The following is a 13,885-nucleotide window of genomic DNA, read 5'->3' as shown; positions in this document are numbered from 1 at the left end:
ATTTACTATTGTTATTTTAAAACCCATTCTTATTCAAGTCCACTCATTTATTCTAAAGGTTGACTTCAAACCAATTTCCAGTTTATATTGGTTGCATATTCCTCAATCAAAGGAGAGATTTTTAATGTCGGTGAATGTTCTTAACTAACCAAGTTTCATATTCAGGAGTTTGGCCTTTCATTGCGCTTGTGCCCATATGGCATACGTGTATTTCATGATGCGCCAGATCCCTGTACTTAGTTAAGAACAGCGGATATCATAAATCGCCTCCGGGATTGTAATTGTCCGGGTCTATTTCCGCGCTGAGTTCAGCGCGGATTTTTTAATATAGACCTGTAGTGGACTTTGCTTTCCCATACGTTTAGGGCGGAGAATGACGTTTGTTCATTCTCCGCCCTTTTTGCGTTTTCCAGGAATATGTTTCAGCGCGTCAACTGAAATCCCAATTCAAATTCAAGGAGAGATTACGCATGAATGAGAACACATTAAACAGTTTGGGCTATCCACAAATTCAAAAAAATGTTGCAGACTGCGCCCTGTCTTATCTGGGCAAACGTTATGCGAGAGAACTAAAACCGATGGTAGATGCTCACCTGATCGAGATTCGCCTGGAAGAAACAGCAGAAGCTGCTGCATTGATTCGCTTCGGGGCCAGTATCCCCCTCCCTTCACTCGACGGAATGGAAACCATTATGGATCTGCTTGGCACCGGTTATCTATTCAGTGAACGCGACTTCAGTCATCTCGCTCAGTTCCTGCGGAGCTGTGCACAACTTATGAAATACATGGAGGGCAAATCCGGGGCCGCTCCCACCGTCAGTCGTTATGCAGCGTCCATGATCATGATCGAACCTTTGCTGAGTGAGATTGAGCGCTGCATCCATAGTGGAAGCATTCAGGATCAGGCGAGCAAGGAACTGATTCGTATTCGTAAAAAAATAACGGTGAATGCGGAACGCATGAAACGAAAACTTGATTCTCTGATGAGTAAACATCGCTCCATTATGCAGGAACATGTCATCAGCCAACGGGGAGGAAGAACGGTGCTGCCCATTAAGAAAGAGTTTCGCAAACAGGTGAAAGGCAGTGTGCTGGATGAATCGGGGAGCGGGCAAACCGTGTATATTGAACCCGTTGAATTAGTAAGTCTGCAGATGGAATTGGCTGCTCTACAAGCCGAGGAGTCCCGAGAGGAGATGAGAATTCTCGGTGATTTAACCTCTATGGCCGAATCGTATAACCGTGAAATCGCCCTCAACACCGAAACGGTAGGTGTATTGGACTTCCTGTTTGCCAAAGCCAAATATGCGGCCACCATGGATGGGCGTACCGTTCGAGTCAATACTCAGGGCCACATTAGCCTTCAACGTGCACGTCATCCGTTCATGGGTTCTTCTATGGTTCCCCTCGATTTTGCCATCGGCAGAACGTACTCGTCGCTCATTATTACGGGCCCGAATACCGGTGGTAAAACGGTCGCACTCAAAACACTTGGTTTGTTAACCCTGATGATGCAATCCGGTTTGCTTATTCCGGTAGAGGAAGGTGGCGAGATGGCTGTTTATAACGAGGTAGCGGTTGATATTGGTGACGGACAGAGTATGGAACAAGCACTCAGTACATTCTCTGCACATATTCGCAATATGATTGGCATACTGGAACAGGCCAATACGTCGACGCTGGTGCTCATTGATGAGATGGCTTCCGGCACAGATCCCGGTGAAGGTGTCGGACTGTCCATCGCCATGCTGGAGGAACTTCACAGCCGCGGAGCAACCGTTGTGGCGACAACACACTTTGGTGAAATCAAACATTTTGCAACTGCCACGCCAGGATTCGAAAATGCCCGTATGGAATTTGACACCGTTTCTCTCAAGCCGCTGTATCGATTGCGTATCGGAGAAGCTGGTGAAAGTTACGCCTATTCCATTGCATTGAAGCTGGGCATGCCACAGCGAATTATCGAGCGATCCAAGTCCCTGTCCGATCAAAGTATTTCGAGAGATCGTACATTAGGATTCACGTCACCTCCTTCGGAAACTAAGGCCCTGACGCCTGCTCGTTCTGGTACAGAATCAGTCAGCCCAGCAGAGTTATCCAGAAAGAACCAGTCGAAACAGTCAAAAGATCCAATCCGTCTCAACAAAAAGACAACAACCAGAGAGTCGGATTCTCCTGCTCCTGCCAAAACTTTTCGCAAAGGAGATCGGGTGTATGCGGCCTATCTTAATCAGTCGGGCGTCGTCTGTGATGTCGAGGATAGCCGTGGAAATATCGGGGTCATGTTACGGGGACGCAAAGTCAAAATCCATAAGAAACGCCTGACCCTGCATATATCTGCCAATGAGCTTTATCCGGGTGACGATTATGACTTGGACATTGTGCTAGAAACAAAGGAAAATCGAAAGAAGCGTAAGTTGATGGGACGCAAACATGTGGAAGGTCTACAGATCGAGTTACCGCCTGAAGAATAGCCGATGGGAGAAACAGATGTGGTGAACTGGAAGTCATATATACAGAGTGAAATCCATAATCACCAACACATTTCTGTTATACTGGGACCAGTATGTTTAACTTCAGCTCGTAGCTATTGCACAGGGAGGGAAGAACTGAATGTCTGCAGAACAAGACGATCAAGAGCACATCCATATCGATGTTCTTGTCTGCCCATTATGCGGGGAAGCTAATCGCTGTTCCTATGCCGCAGGACATCCCCATTCGGAATGCTGGTGTAACCGGGCTACTTTCCCCGAAGGTGTATTTGACCGCATTCCGGCAGAGCAGCGCCGAAAATCGTGCATATGTCAACGCTGTTTGGATGACTATGCCGATAAACACCAACCAAAAGAAGAGCCACACAGTTAACGACTGTATGGCTCTTCTTCATTATGCATCATCTATACTATTAGCTGGCTAACACTACTCTTACATTTGGTTATACTGGGCAACAGCCTGTTCAAGCACCGGATGTTGCTCATCCATGGACGTATAATGGTGGAGGGCAGCTGTAATCCCCTTCTCGCGGATCATATCCTGCAGTTCAACTGCTTCCGGATCATCGGAGACATCGAACTTGCAGGCTGCTGCCATGCCCATAGCCAGATAAGTTGTTTCGCTTCCATCCGCATAGGCCTGAAGGGCCGGACGAACCAGACGATCATTCGGAGACAACTTACGCAGCGGGGAACGACCAACACGAGTAACCTCATCGGTAAGATACGGGTTGACAAACCGTCCCAATATTTTGACAATATACTGCTCATGTTCTTCCGGGTTGAATGCAAAACGCTTCACTAGAACTTTTCCAGTTTCCTGCAAAGCGCCGTATACAATGGATTTCACCTTTTCATCAGCAATAGCCTTCTGAATCGTGTCATACCCGTGCACATTACCGATATATGCTGCAACGCAGTGTCCTGTATTAACCGTGAACAGTTTACGTTCGATATATGGCTCCAGATCATCGACATATACAATGCCCTCAACCGGTTTGAATGCAGGAGCCATCTGGGAACGATCCACCACCCACTCGTAAAAAGGCTCCACCTGTACATGAAGAGGATCTTCATGATGCTGAATAGGTACAATCCGGTCTACGGCCGAGTCGGGAAAATAAATGTACTGATCTGCAAGGGAACGTACCTTTTCATCGAGCAGACCATATACATGCTCTTTCAATTGCGTACTGGCTCCAATGGCGTTCTCGCAAGCGATAATGTGAAGCGGGTTTTGTACCGGACCCGAATTCAGTCTTTTCTCAAGTCCCCTTGCAATACCTGGTGCAATATGTTTCAGCACGCCTACGCCCACCGCGGTTGTAATCAGATCCGCTTCCACCACGGTTTGGGCAACCGTCTCCAGCTGGGTTCCATCGATTGCATTTACACCTGTGACGGTCTCCTGATCCTTGCTCTCGTTGGCCAGTTCCACCGTATATTGTCCCCGTTGCTGGAGAGCCGTTACCAAGGTCTGATTCACGTCGGAGAAAATCACCTCATACCCTGCACGGGAGAGAATCAATCCGATAAACCCGCGTCCAATGTTACCTGCGCCAAAGTGTAGGGCCTTCATAGCTCCATTTCACTTTCCAGAATAGTTATAACTTCTTCGGCTGTTTTCGCCAGACGCAAGGCCTCCATATTCTCATCCTCAGCACAGATCACCGCGATGCTAGTCAAGATCTCCATATGTTCCCCGCCTTGAGCCGCGATACCAATGACCATATAAGCCTTTTCTTCGCCAAAATCAACACCCTGTGGATACTGAATGACAGAGATACCTGTGGATAAAATGAAAGCTTTGGACTCCTTTGTACCATGCGGAATAGCCAGGCCGTTCCCTACATAGGTCGAGACAATCTCTTCACGTTCAATCATCTTCTCAATGTAATCAGCGGTAATATGTCCCGCATCCTTCAGAATCTGTCCTGCCATACGAATCGCTTCGTATTTGTCCTGAGCCGTCGCATTCATGATGACTTTATCTGTTGTTAACATACTCATAATGGTTGACCTCCAATTTCGGTTTTACTGCGATAAAATCCAACAAGTTCCTGGGACAGGTAATGAATGAGTTCATCCCTGATTCCTTTTTCCAGCAATGTAATCATTTCTTCCTGTAATAACAGGGCGCTGATCTCACTGAGAACCTCCAGGCTTTCCTTGGATAATTCTCTGGGACCAAGCATCAAGAGGACATGGGTAACTCCTGCCGGATCATCCGGCGTACAGAGGAGTGGCTCAGTGAGCTGAAACAAGCTAATAGACGGCCTGTAAATTCCCTCACTGCGTGTATGAAACAGCGCAAGTCTTGTACCGGGAATCTTCTGACTCCCCACTGCCTCACGTGCCTCCAACCGTTTCGCGACCTCCTCCGGTTCCTTCAGCACACCAGATCCATGGAGTGCGTTGCACATCGCATATACGGTTTTATAGAAACCGATATCTTGGTTATCCAACGGATACACCTGAAACTTGCCAATAATTCGGACGATTTCAACTAAAATAGCTTCCATTCCATCCGGGTCCGAGTAACGACTTGTCGTCTGAACCTCGGCTTCACGGGGCTTATTATGCTGTCGTTGTAATGTTGTTGTTCGGATAAAATGACGCAGACGCTCGCTCTCTTCTGCCGTAAGCAGTGGACTCACTTTGTAATACTGATGCTCATCCATCGGCAGATCAACAGTGGATAACACCAGATCATATTGATCTGTAGGCATCCGGGCAGCTTCATACCAGGACACGCTGTCCATGATCCGAATCTCGGGAATCTCCTTGGACAGTCGGCTGGAGAGCATACGTGATGAGCCGATTCCGCTTGTACACACGATGATCGCCCTGATCTCCCGTTTCAATGCACGTAACCTCTCGATGGAAGCCCCAAAATGCATGACCAAGAAACCAATTTCTTCATCCGGAACTTCTGTGCCTGGCCAAGCTTGATGCACGGATTGTTTGACCTCTTCGAAGAGGGAATCATAATCCTTGCGAATCTGCTGCAGTAGCGGATTACGAATCATCTGTTGCCCTTCAATTCGCTCCATGACAGGTTGCATATGACCAAGCAGACCTTCACGAAGCAAACGATCCTCATGAAAGGCGTAATGTGTTCTCGCCTGCATCTGATCAATCAGTGAATGTACCCTGTCCAGTAAAATCAAATCATCTATTGGCAACAGCCGCGAAGAATGAATCCGCTGCTCTGTCTCAACTAATAGTCTGTGAAAATAAGCTTGCTCATCTTGGGAGAATGTCAGCCCCAGCTGGGTCGATAACACACCACACAAGCGGGAAGCCATATAAGGTGGAACCTTCATCTCATCCTGCTCTGCGACTTCATCTCCCTTGTTCTCCAGGGGAGGTATACGGCCAATGCCAAAGCCTTTACGAATACGTACAACCGCTACGGATAATTGAATCAGCAACTTCATGTATTGGCGTTCCGGGATGTTCTCCAGCCATTCGATATCTGGTTGCCATAACGCATTTTCGACCGTAAGTACATCACCATGTCCAATCATATCCAACAATTTTTGGTTTACGATGGAGCCCCCTTGTTCAGGTTGTCTTCCGAACAGGTCGGATTCATCCAAAAATTCGAGAGCAAGTGCAGCTATGGCTGTGCGATGAATCGTCTCACTTCCGTTAATCTTGACGCCATATCCACGTCTGCGAACCAGCTTTAGTCCCGCCTGACGAATCCGTGACTCCAGATCGTCCAGATCAGTGGTTACGGTTGATACGGTCACTTTCAGATCCGAAGCCAAGGCGAGTAACTTTACAGGCTCCGGTTCATCCAGCAGGATGCAAAGCATGAAGAGCTTACGCTCTTCTGGCGTAAACTCTACATATTCTTTACCCTCTAGTTGCTGGCGCAATACAGCCAGATCATCGGAACTGGCATCGATTCGGATACCGGTTCCTGATTTTTTTTCCAGCTTCATGCCCAAAGGTTCAAGCCATTGTTCAATCATTTGCAGCTCCCGGTGAACCGTTCGGGTACTGACCTTTACTTCAACGGCGATTTCGCCGGCAGTGACTTCATGTGGATGCTCCAGCAGAAACTCCACGATTTCACGTTGTCTTTTGGTAATACTCATATCTCAGCCTCCGGCTCAGGGAAAACAAATGCGTGCAATTACTTTAGACGTTCAACGAGCGCATCGTATTCCGGGCTTTTTAGGAAGTTGTCGATGGATATATGTTCTGCATTCGGTGCAACGGAGCGGGCACGATCGGTCAATACTTGTTGTGTGATCACCACGTCTGCATCCGGCGGGATATCACTGATAGCCGTATTGGTCACCGTAACGTCAATCCCCTCTGCCTTCATCTTCTTGCGTAGAATGGAAGCGCCCATGGCACTCGATCCCATGCCTGCATCACAGGAGAAGACAATTTTCTTCACATCTGTTTTCACTGTAGAAGAAGCCATATCTGCAGCTCTGTCTGCTTCACGTTGATTAGCCGTAATACCAGCGTTTGGCACGGTTCCTTGACTCTTCATGTCTTTCATCCGACTGGATGCGGACTCCAGATCTTCGTCCTTTTGTTTACCCGTTTTCAGCAACACTGCTGCAACCAGGAAAGAAACGACGGCTGCTACAAGCACCCCTGCGAGCATCGGCAGGTATCCACCTTTTGGTGTTAAGAAGAAATACGCGATAATACTACCCGGTGATGGTGCTGAAACAAGTCCTGCTCCGGTGAGCATGAATGTTAATGTACCTGCGACGCCACCCGCAATTGCGGCAAGAATCAGAATCGGTCTCATCAGAATGTAAGGGAAGTAGATCTCATGAATTCCCCCGAAGAAATGAATGATAACGGCACCCGGTGCAGAAGATTTGGCCATTCCGCGTCCGAAGAAACAGTAAGCAAGTAAGATACCAAGTCCCGGACCCGGGTTCGATTCAAGCATGTATAATACGGATTTCCCTAATTCTCTCGCTTGATCTGTTGCAATCGGTGTCAGAATCCCGTGGTTGATTGCATTGTTCAGGAACAATACTTTACCTGGTTCGATGATTAGGTTGACCAGCGGCAGCAAACCAAGATTCATTAACCCTTGTACCCCGGCAGATAATACTTTGCTAATCGCTTCTACAGCAGGCCCGATGCCCAGTAGCGCAAAAATCCCCAAGATTCCGCCAATAATACCGGCTGAGAAGTTGTTAACAAGCATTTCAAATCCGGCTTTAACTTTACCTTCAATGGATTTATCAAACTTTTTAATGATCCATGCTGCCAGTGGTCCGGCAATCATGGCACCGAGGAACATCGGGATATCACTACCCACGATGACCCCGATGGTCATAATGGCACCCACGACACCACCACGCTGACCATGCACCATCGTACCTCCGGTGTAACCAATTAACAGTGGCAGCAAATATTTGATCATCGGATCAACTAGCTGTGCAAGCGTCTCGTTAGGGAACCAGCCTGTTGGAATGAACAGAGCCGTAATTAATCCCCAGGCGATGAACGCTCCCATATTTGGCATGACCATACCACTCAGGAATCGGCCAAAACGCTGAACACCAACCCGTAGCCCACCTTTGGAATTGGACGATTGGTCCAAATTACTCATTGTATTATCCTCCTTGGATCAAGTGATTATGATTTATGAAAGGGGTATCATTTCTCCCCTGCTGTAATCCTAAGCGAGAATGCTCTCCTGTTCAATGAAATGAAAGCGTACTTTCGTCATGAACAATGATGACAACATTAGGTTATGTAATCGTTTTAATTGATGCATAATGACTGAACCCATTGGTACACAAGGATTTTCTTGCCTATGACTTTTATCATTTCCAGAATCATTTTCCAACCTATAGCTTGGTCCAATCAGACGATTCACATCCACAATCTGCTCAAATCCACCTTCAAAACCATTTTTGGAAAGCACAAAAAACCTGTGCAAGCATCCGCTCACACAGGTCGAAACAATATGAAGCTCATTTCATTTGGTTATAAAATATATGTTAATAAGTACAAGTTCGTTGATACTATTCTTCCGTATGTTTCCGATATGTGTCTGCATTCATCAATGTAGACAATGCTGCTGTCAGATCTCCCTCAACACGGATCTCAATCATCCAGCCTTCCTCATAAGGAGAGCTGTTCACAAGTTCAGGGGAGTCCTGCAACGAATCATTGACTGCAATAATTGAACCTGTGACGGGAGAGAACAAGTCCGAAACCGTTTTGACCGATTCGATCGTTCCAATGCTGTCCTCTGCTTTTACATTGGTTTCAAGGTCAGGCAATTCCACAAACACAATGTCACCCAGCTGATGCTGCGCGAACTCGGTAATGCCAATACGTACAGTATCCTCCCCTACGGTTTGCACCCATTCGTGCTCTTCACTGTACAGGAAATCACTTTTCAATTCGCTCATCGATATCCGCCTCGCTTTTCATTAATGAGTAGATGCGTTCTTTGACCTTAACCTTTTTCCCAGAACATAGCGTATGATATTTTTGAATCAAATGTCAAGATACCTCACAATTTATTTGCTGAACACCTCTAAATCCTGTAACCGGATTACACTCTTTCTTCATATACTGGTGAATATTAGAATAGTAAGCGCACTCTTTATAAATACACGAACAATAAAATAAAAAATAAATTAAATATTCGGTTTTCAATCATTACCTATGATATCGTTCTTGACATCAGTAGTGGATTCACGTTTTAATGAGAGGAGTAAATGTGTTTATTGGACTATGTTATACCCGCGGATGAATGTAAAGGGAGAGATTACCCGTGACACCCGATTCGGGATGTACATGAGGTAACGCCGAAGGAGTAAACCACCGATAAGCGGGGGTGAATCTCTCAGGCAAAAGGACTTTTACGGGACGCAACTCTGGAGAGCATCTATTCGCCCTGTGCGGGCGTTATGATCACCCAAGGGGAAACCTGCTGCACATCGTAGCGGGGTAACTCTCAGGTACAAGGGACAGAGCCTTAGAATACAGCGTGCTACTTGGCATGCCGATTCTTTGGCCTGTCCTTTTCCTTTTTCCCAAAAAACGAAAAACAGGATGTAGAACGGCGCTGCCATAGCTGCCCTTACCATACTTATGTGATGAAAATATCTAGCTGAAAATTTAAAAATACCCTGGTTCATTGATCCACGATTGTATATCCGGCCGGCTGACGGCCTATGACGAGGTGATTTGATGTCCGATTTGCTTAGAACACCACTCTTCCCACTGTATCAGCAATACGAAGGCGTACGGTGCATTGATTTTGGAGGCTGGGAGCTTCCGGTACAATTTAGCGGAATCCAGAAAGAACATGAAGCGGTACGCGAGCGCGCGGGACTGTTTGATGTATCCCATATGGGCGAATTCACGGTACAAGGTGAGCAGGCTGAAGCGTTTTTGCAACAAATGATGACCAATGATGTGACCACGCTGGTTCCTGATCAAGCCCAGTACACCCTGATGTGTTATCCAGATGGCGGTGTGGTGGATGATCTGCTCGTGTATAAGCTGGAAGATCAGCATTATATGCTCGTTGTTAACGCCTCCAACATCGACAAGGATTGGGCGTGGTTGCAAGAGCACTTGATCCCCGGCGTAAGCATGACCAACGATTCGGAGCAGACGGCGCTACTCGCCTTGCAAGGTCCACTGGCTGTAGACATTATTAGAAAAGTTACAGATACGGATGTATCCACGATTGAACCGTTTCGTTTTGTGCAGGATGCCGAAGTCTGTGGAGTAAAATTACTGTTGTCCCGTACCGGTTATACCGGTGAAGATGGCTTTGAGCTATATGTTCCTGCAGATCAGGCCGCTGTGGTGTGGAATGGATTAATGCAAGCCGGTGAAGGTCACGGACTCGTACCAGCAGGACTTGGTGCCCGGGATACATTACGCTTTGAGGCGAGGCTCCCCCTGTATGGACAGGAATTGTCGGCAACTATCTCTCCACTCGAAGCTGGCGTAGATATGTTTGTGAAGCTGAATGCCGGACCTTTTATCGGACACGAAGCCTTGTTACAGCAAAAAACTGACGGGCCCGCCCGCAAACTGGTCGGCATCGAAGTGTTGGAGCGCGGTATTCCCCGCCCCCACTATCCAATTTACGCCGAAGGCGTACAGATTGGTGAAGTGACAACAGGCACACAATCACCTACATTGAAGCGTAATCTGGGGCTTGCCCTCATCGACAGCAAATACGCTGCGCTGGGAACCCCGCTTGAGATTGAGATCCGCGGCAAGAAACTAAAAGCCGAGGTCGTGAAGACCCCTTTTCATAAACGGACACGTACGTCGAAGACACCTACTCAAGGAGCTGATCAAGCATGAGCAAGCACCGTTACATTCCCATGACTGAACAAGATCAGAGCGCCATGCTCGCAACCATCGGTGTGGATACGCTGGAAGATCTGTTTCAGGACATTCCGCAGGAGATTCGTTATCAGGGCGAGCTGCCCGTATCCTCCAAACTTGATGAATATGCGCTGACACGTCATATGTCCAAACAAGCCGGCGCCAACGCCAATTTCGAAACACACGCCAGTTTCCTCGGCGCAGGCATATACGATCATCATGTTCCTTCCGTCATCAATCATGTCATTTCCCGTTCCGAGTTCTACACTGCCTACACACCTTATCAGCCTGAGATCAGCCAAGGTGAACTACAGGCCATTTTCGAATTTCAATCCTACATCTGTGAATTAACCGGTATGGCTGTAGCCAATGCCAGCATGTATGACGGCGCAACAGCTTTTGCGGAAGCCGGTAATCTCGCCGCAGCAGCAACACGTCGCAAACAACTTATCGTATCCCGTACCGTTCATCCGGAAGCCCGTCAGGTATTGCAGGCATATGCGCACGGACTCCGTCTGGAGATTGTCGAGATTGGTTATAAGGATGGCGTCACTGATTGGGATGCCCTGCAAACCGCCATATCAGACGATACCGCTGCTGTCATGATCCAGAGTCCGAACTTCTTTGGTGCCGTGGAAAATGTGAAGCAGGCTGCCGACCTCGTGCATGCGCACAAGGGCCTGCTCGTTGTAAGTGCCAACCCGCTATCGCTGGGTCTGCTGGAAGCCCCAGGCAAGTTGGGTGCCGACATCGTTGTTGGCGATGCGCAGCCCCTCGGCATCGCCGCTTCACTCGGCGGTCCGACATGCGGATATTTCGCCGTGTCCCAGCCTCATATGCGCCGAATTCCTGGCCGAATTGTAGGCCAGACCACGGATCGCAACGGCAAACGTGGTTTTGTACTCACACTGCAAGCACGTGAACAGCACATCCGCCGCGAAAAGGCGACATCCAACATCTGTTCCAACCAAGCTTTGCTTGCACTCAGCGCATCTGTGTATATGTCCATCATGGGTAAACAGGGCATGATCGATGTCGCGGATCTGAATTTGCAAAAGAGTCATTACACCCTCAATACATTAACTGCGATTCCTGGAGTTAGCCTTACTTTTAATGCACCAACATTTAATGAATTTGTGATTAAGCTTCCTGAAGGAACCGATGTGGATACACTTCAACTGAAACTGCTGGATGCCGGCTTTATTGGTGGTTACGAACTCGGACGTGATTATCCGGAGCTTGCCGGACATATGCTGATTGCTGTTACCGAACGGCGTAGTAAGGAAGAAATTGACGAATTCGCACGAGCATTGGAGGGATCGCTGTGACTCAGGAAACGACGACGACAACGACAACATCGGTACACGGACAATCAGAAACAGGCACCTCTGTCTCCACTTCGGTTCAACCTGAGACGGATACAACATTTAGTGCACAGACCTTATCTCCTGCTCCGGAACAATCATTGATTTTTGAACTCAGCAGCCCGGGGCGTGTCGCTTATTCCTTGCCAGAATGTGACGTTCCTCGTCAAGCTGCCGATACGTTGATTCCCCGGGAAATGCTCCGTTCGGAAGCAGCGGCACTGCCGGAAGTGTTCGAGGTAGATGTTATTCGACACTATACTGCGTTGTCCCGCCGCAACTTCGGCGTAGATAACGGATTCTATCCACTTGGCTCTTGTACGATGAAATACAATCCGAAGATCAATGAGGATGTTGCCCGTTATAATGGATTCGCCAAAATCCATCCGTACCAGCATGAATCCAGCATTCAAGGTGCACTTGAACTGTTATATACGTTGCAAAACGACCTTGCAGGTCTGACAGGTATGGACGCTGTGACCTTGCAACCAGCCGCTGGTGCCCATGGAGAATGGACTGGACTTATGATGATTCGTGCCTACCACGAAGGGCGTGGCGAACAACGTACCAAAGTCATCGTGCCCGATTCCTCTCATGGTACCAACCCGGCAAGTGCTACCGTTGCAGGATTTGAAACTGTGACGATTCCATCCCGCGCAGATGGACTGGTCGATCTGGACGCGCTCCGTGTAGCCGTTGGTTCCGATACAGCAGCATTGATGCTGACCAACCCGAATACACTTGGTTTGTTCGAGAAAGACATTCAGGAGATTGCATCCATCGTACACCAGGCTGGTGGCTTGTTGTATTACGATGGAGCCAACTCGAATGCCATTATGGGTATTACCCGTCCGGGTGATATGGGCTTTGATGTGGTGCATCTGAACTTGCACAAAACGATGAGCACACCGCATGGCGGTGGTGGACCAGGCGCCGGACCAGTCGGCGTGAAGAGTCGTTTAGTTCCGTTCCTGCCTAAGCCAATGGTAATCAAAAATGATGACGGTATGTATGCATTTGATCGTGAAGCCGATAAATCCATTGGCCGGGTGAAAGCCTACTACGGCAACTTCGGTATTCTGGTACGTGCCTATGCCTACATTCGCACCTATGGACCGGAAGGGTTACGCCGAGTCTCTGAATGCGCGGTACTGAATGCCAACTATATGATGGCCCGCCTCGCACCATATTACGAGATTCCGTATCCGGGTGTATGCAAACATGAATTTGTCATGTCTGGTCGGGGTTTGAAGCAGTACGGTGTGCGCACACTTGACGTTGCCAAGCGATTGCTTGATTTTGGATATCACCCACCTACGGTGTACTTCCCGCTCAACGTGGAAGAATGCATCATGATCGAACCAACGGAAACCGAGAGCAAAGAAACGCTGGATGGCTTCATTGATACGATGATACGGATTGCCAAAGAAGCGGAAGAGACACCAGAATTGGTACTCAACGCACCTTACGGAACACCGGTCACTCGTCTGGATGAAACCACCGCCGCTCGCAAACCTGTACTTAACTGCGCTTGCAGTTAATTAAATCATTGTTATCACGAAAGCTCTTGCTGATGTTCCAATCAACAAGAGCTTTTTGTGTTGCCTTCCCGGTCTACTGATGTCAATCTTACAGCTCACCATCATCCTGTTAGAACATGTCTCAATT

The 13,885-nt window shown here is 48.0% G+C and carries 11 protein-coding genes and 2 riboswitches; of the genes, 5 read left to right on the top strand and 6 right to left on the bottom strand.

Annotated elements, in window-relative coordinates:
* Positions 1-470 precede the first annotated feature (470 nt).
* Together AC1DE7_RS12675 and AC1DE7_RS12670 are read left to right on the top strand one after the other, a co-directional pair.
* On the top strand, positions 471-2,474 hold the full coding sequence (locus tag AC1DE7_RS12675) for an endonuclease MutS2 (protein ID WP_477534481.1): 2,004 nt from the start codon (positions 471-473) through the stop codon (positions 2,472-2,474).
* A 139-nt stretch (positions 2,475-2,613) separates the two neighbouring features.
* Positions 2,614-2,865, top strand: a complete 252-nt coding sequence (locus AC1DE7_RS12670) for a cysteine-rich CWC family protein (protein WP_074096180.1) — start codon at positions 2,614-2,616, stop codon at positions 2,863-2,865.
* Positions 2,866-2,925: 60 nt separating this feature from the next.
* On the opposite strand, the gene AC1DE7_RS12665 is transcribed toward AC1DE7_RS12670, so the two are convergent.
* The 6 genes from AC1DE7_RS12665 to gcvH all read right to left on the bottom strand — a co-directional run bounded on the left by AC1DE7_RS12665 (position 2,926) and on the right by gcvH (position 8,905).
* The gene (locus AC1DE7_RS12665) at positions 2,926-4,071 is read right to left on the bottom strand and encodes a mannitol-1-phosphate 5-dehydrogenase (RefSeq protein ID WP_477534480.1); all 1,146 of its coding nucleotides are present in this window, start codon (positions 4,069-4,071) and stop codon (positions 2,926-2,928) included.
* Positions 4,068-4,502 carry a PTS mannitol transporter subunit IIA gene (locus tag AC1DE7_RS12660; protein ID WP_101314543.1) on the bottom strand — a complete coding sequence of 145 codons (435 nt, stop codon included), beginning with the start codon at positions 4,500-4,502 and terminating at the stop codon, positions 4,068-4,070. Before AC1DE7_RS12660 ends, AC1DE7_RS12665 begins: the two co-directional genes overlap by 4 nt.
* Complete coding sequence (locus AC1DE7_RS12655; RefSeq protein ID WP_477534479.1) at positions 4,499-6,601, bottom strand: BglG family transcription antiterminator; 2,103 nt, start codon at positions 6,599-6,601, stop codon at positions 4,499-4,501. Before AC1DE7_RS12655 ends, AC1DE7_RS12660 begins: the two co-directional genes overlap by 4 nt.
* Positions 6,602-6,639: 38 nt before the next feature.
* Positions 6,640-8,094 (bottom strand): PTS mannitol transporter subunit IIBC, encoded by a 1,455-nt coding sequence (locus AC1DE7_RS12650; RefSeq protein WP_477534478.1) that lies wholly within the window; start codon positions 8,092-8,094, stop codon positions 6,640-6,642.
* Between the two features lie 69 nt (positions 8,095-8,163).
* Positions 8,164-8,412 carry a hypothetical protein gene (locus AC1DE7_RS12645; protein WP_477534477.1) on the bottom strand — a complete coding sequence of 83 codons (249 nt, stop codon included), beginning with the start codon at positions 8,410-8,412 and terminating at the stop codon, positions 8,164-8,166.
* Positions 8,413-8,512: 100 nt separating this feature from the next.
* The gene (gcvH, locus tag AC1DE7_RS12640; RefSeq protein ID WP_477534476.1) at positions 8,513-8,905 is read right to left on the bottom strand and encodes a glycine cleavage system protein GcvH; all 393 of its coding nucleotides are present in this window, start codon (positions 8,903-8,905) and stop codon (positions 8,513-8,515) included.
* A 343-nt stretch (positions 8,906-9,248) separates the two neighbouring features.
* Positions 9,249-9,371: riboswitch (glycine riboswitch) on the top strand.
* Positions 9,372-9,374: 3 nt separating this feature from the next.
* Positions 9,375-9,475, top strand: a riboswitch (glycine riboswitch).
* 217 nt (positions 9,476-9,692) lie between these two features.
* Here gcvH and gcvT point away from each other — a divergent pair.
* The 3 genes from gcvT to gcvPB all read left to right on the top strand — a co-directional run bounded on the left by gcvT (position 9,693) and on the right by gcvPB (position 13,758).
* Positions 9,693-10,829, top strand: a complete 1,137-nt coding sequence (gene gcvT, locus AC1DE7_RS12635; protein WP_477534475.1) for a glycine cleavage system aminomethyltransferase GcvT — start codon at positions 9,693-9,695, stop codon at positions 10,827-10,829.
* On the top strand, positions 10,826-12,181 hold the full coding sequence (gcvPA, locus tag AC1DE7_RS12630) for an aminomethyl-transferring glycine dehydrogenase subunit GcvPA (protein ID WP_127551419.1): 1,356 nt from the start codon (positions 10,826-10,828) through the stop codon (positions 12,179-12,181). Before gcvT ends, gcvPA begins: the two co-directional genes overlap by 4 nt.
* A 137-nt stretch (positions 12,182-12,318) precedes the next feature.
* Positions 12,319-13,758 (top strand): aminomethyl-transferring glycine dehydrogenase subunit GcvPB, encoded by a 1,440-nt coding sequence (gene gcvPB, locus AC1DE7_RS12625; RefSeq protein WP_477534590.1) that lies wholly within the window; start codon positions 12,319-12,321, stop codon positions 13,756-13,758.
* Positions 13,759-13,885: the final 127 nt, after the last annotated feature.

Source organism: Paenibacillus sp. 10L310 (assembly GCF_056395745.1).
This window is presented reverse-complemented; position numbering and strand designations above follow the sequence as displayed.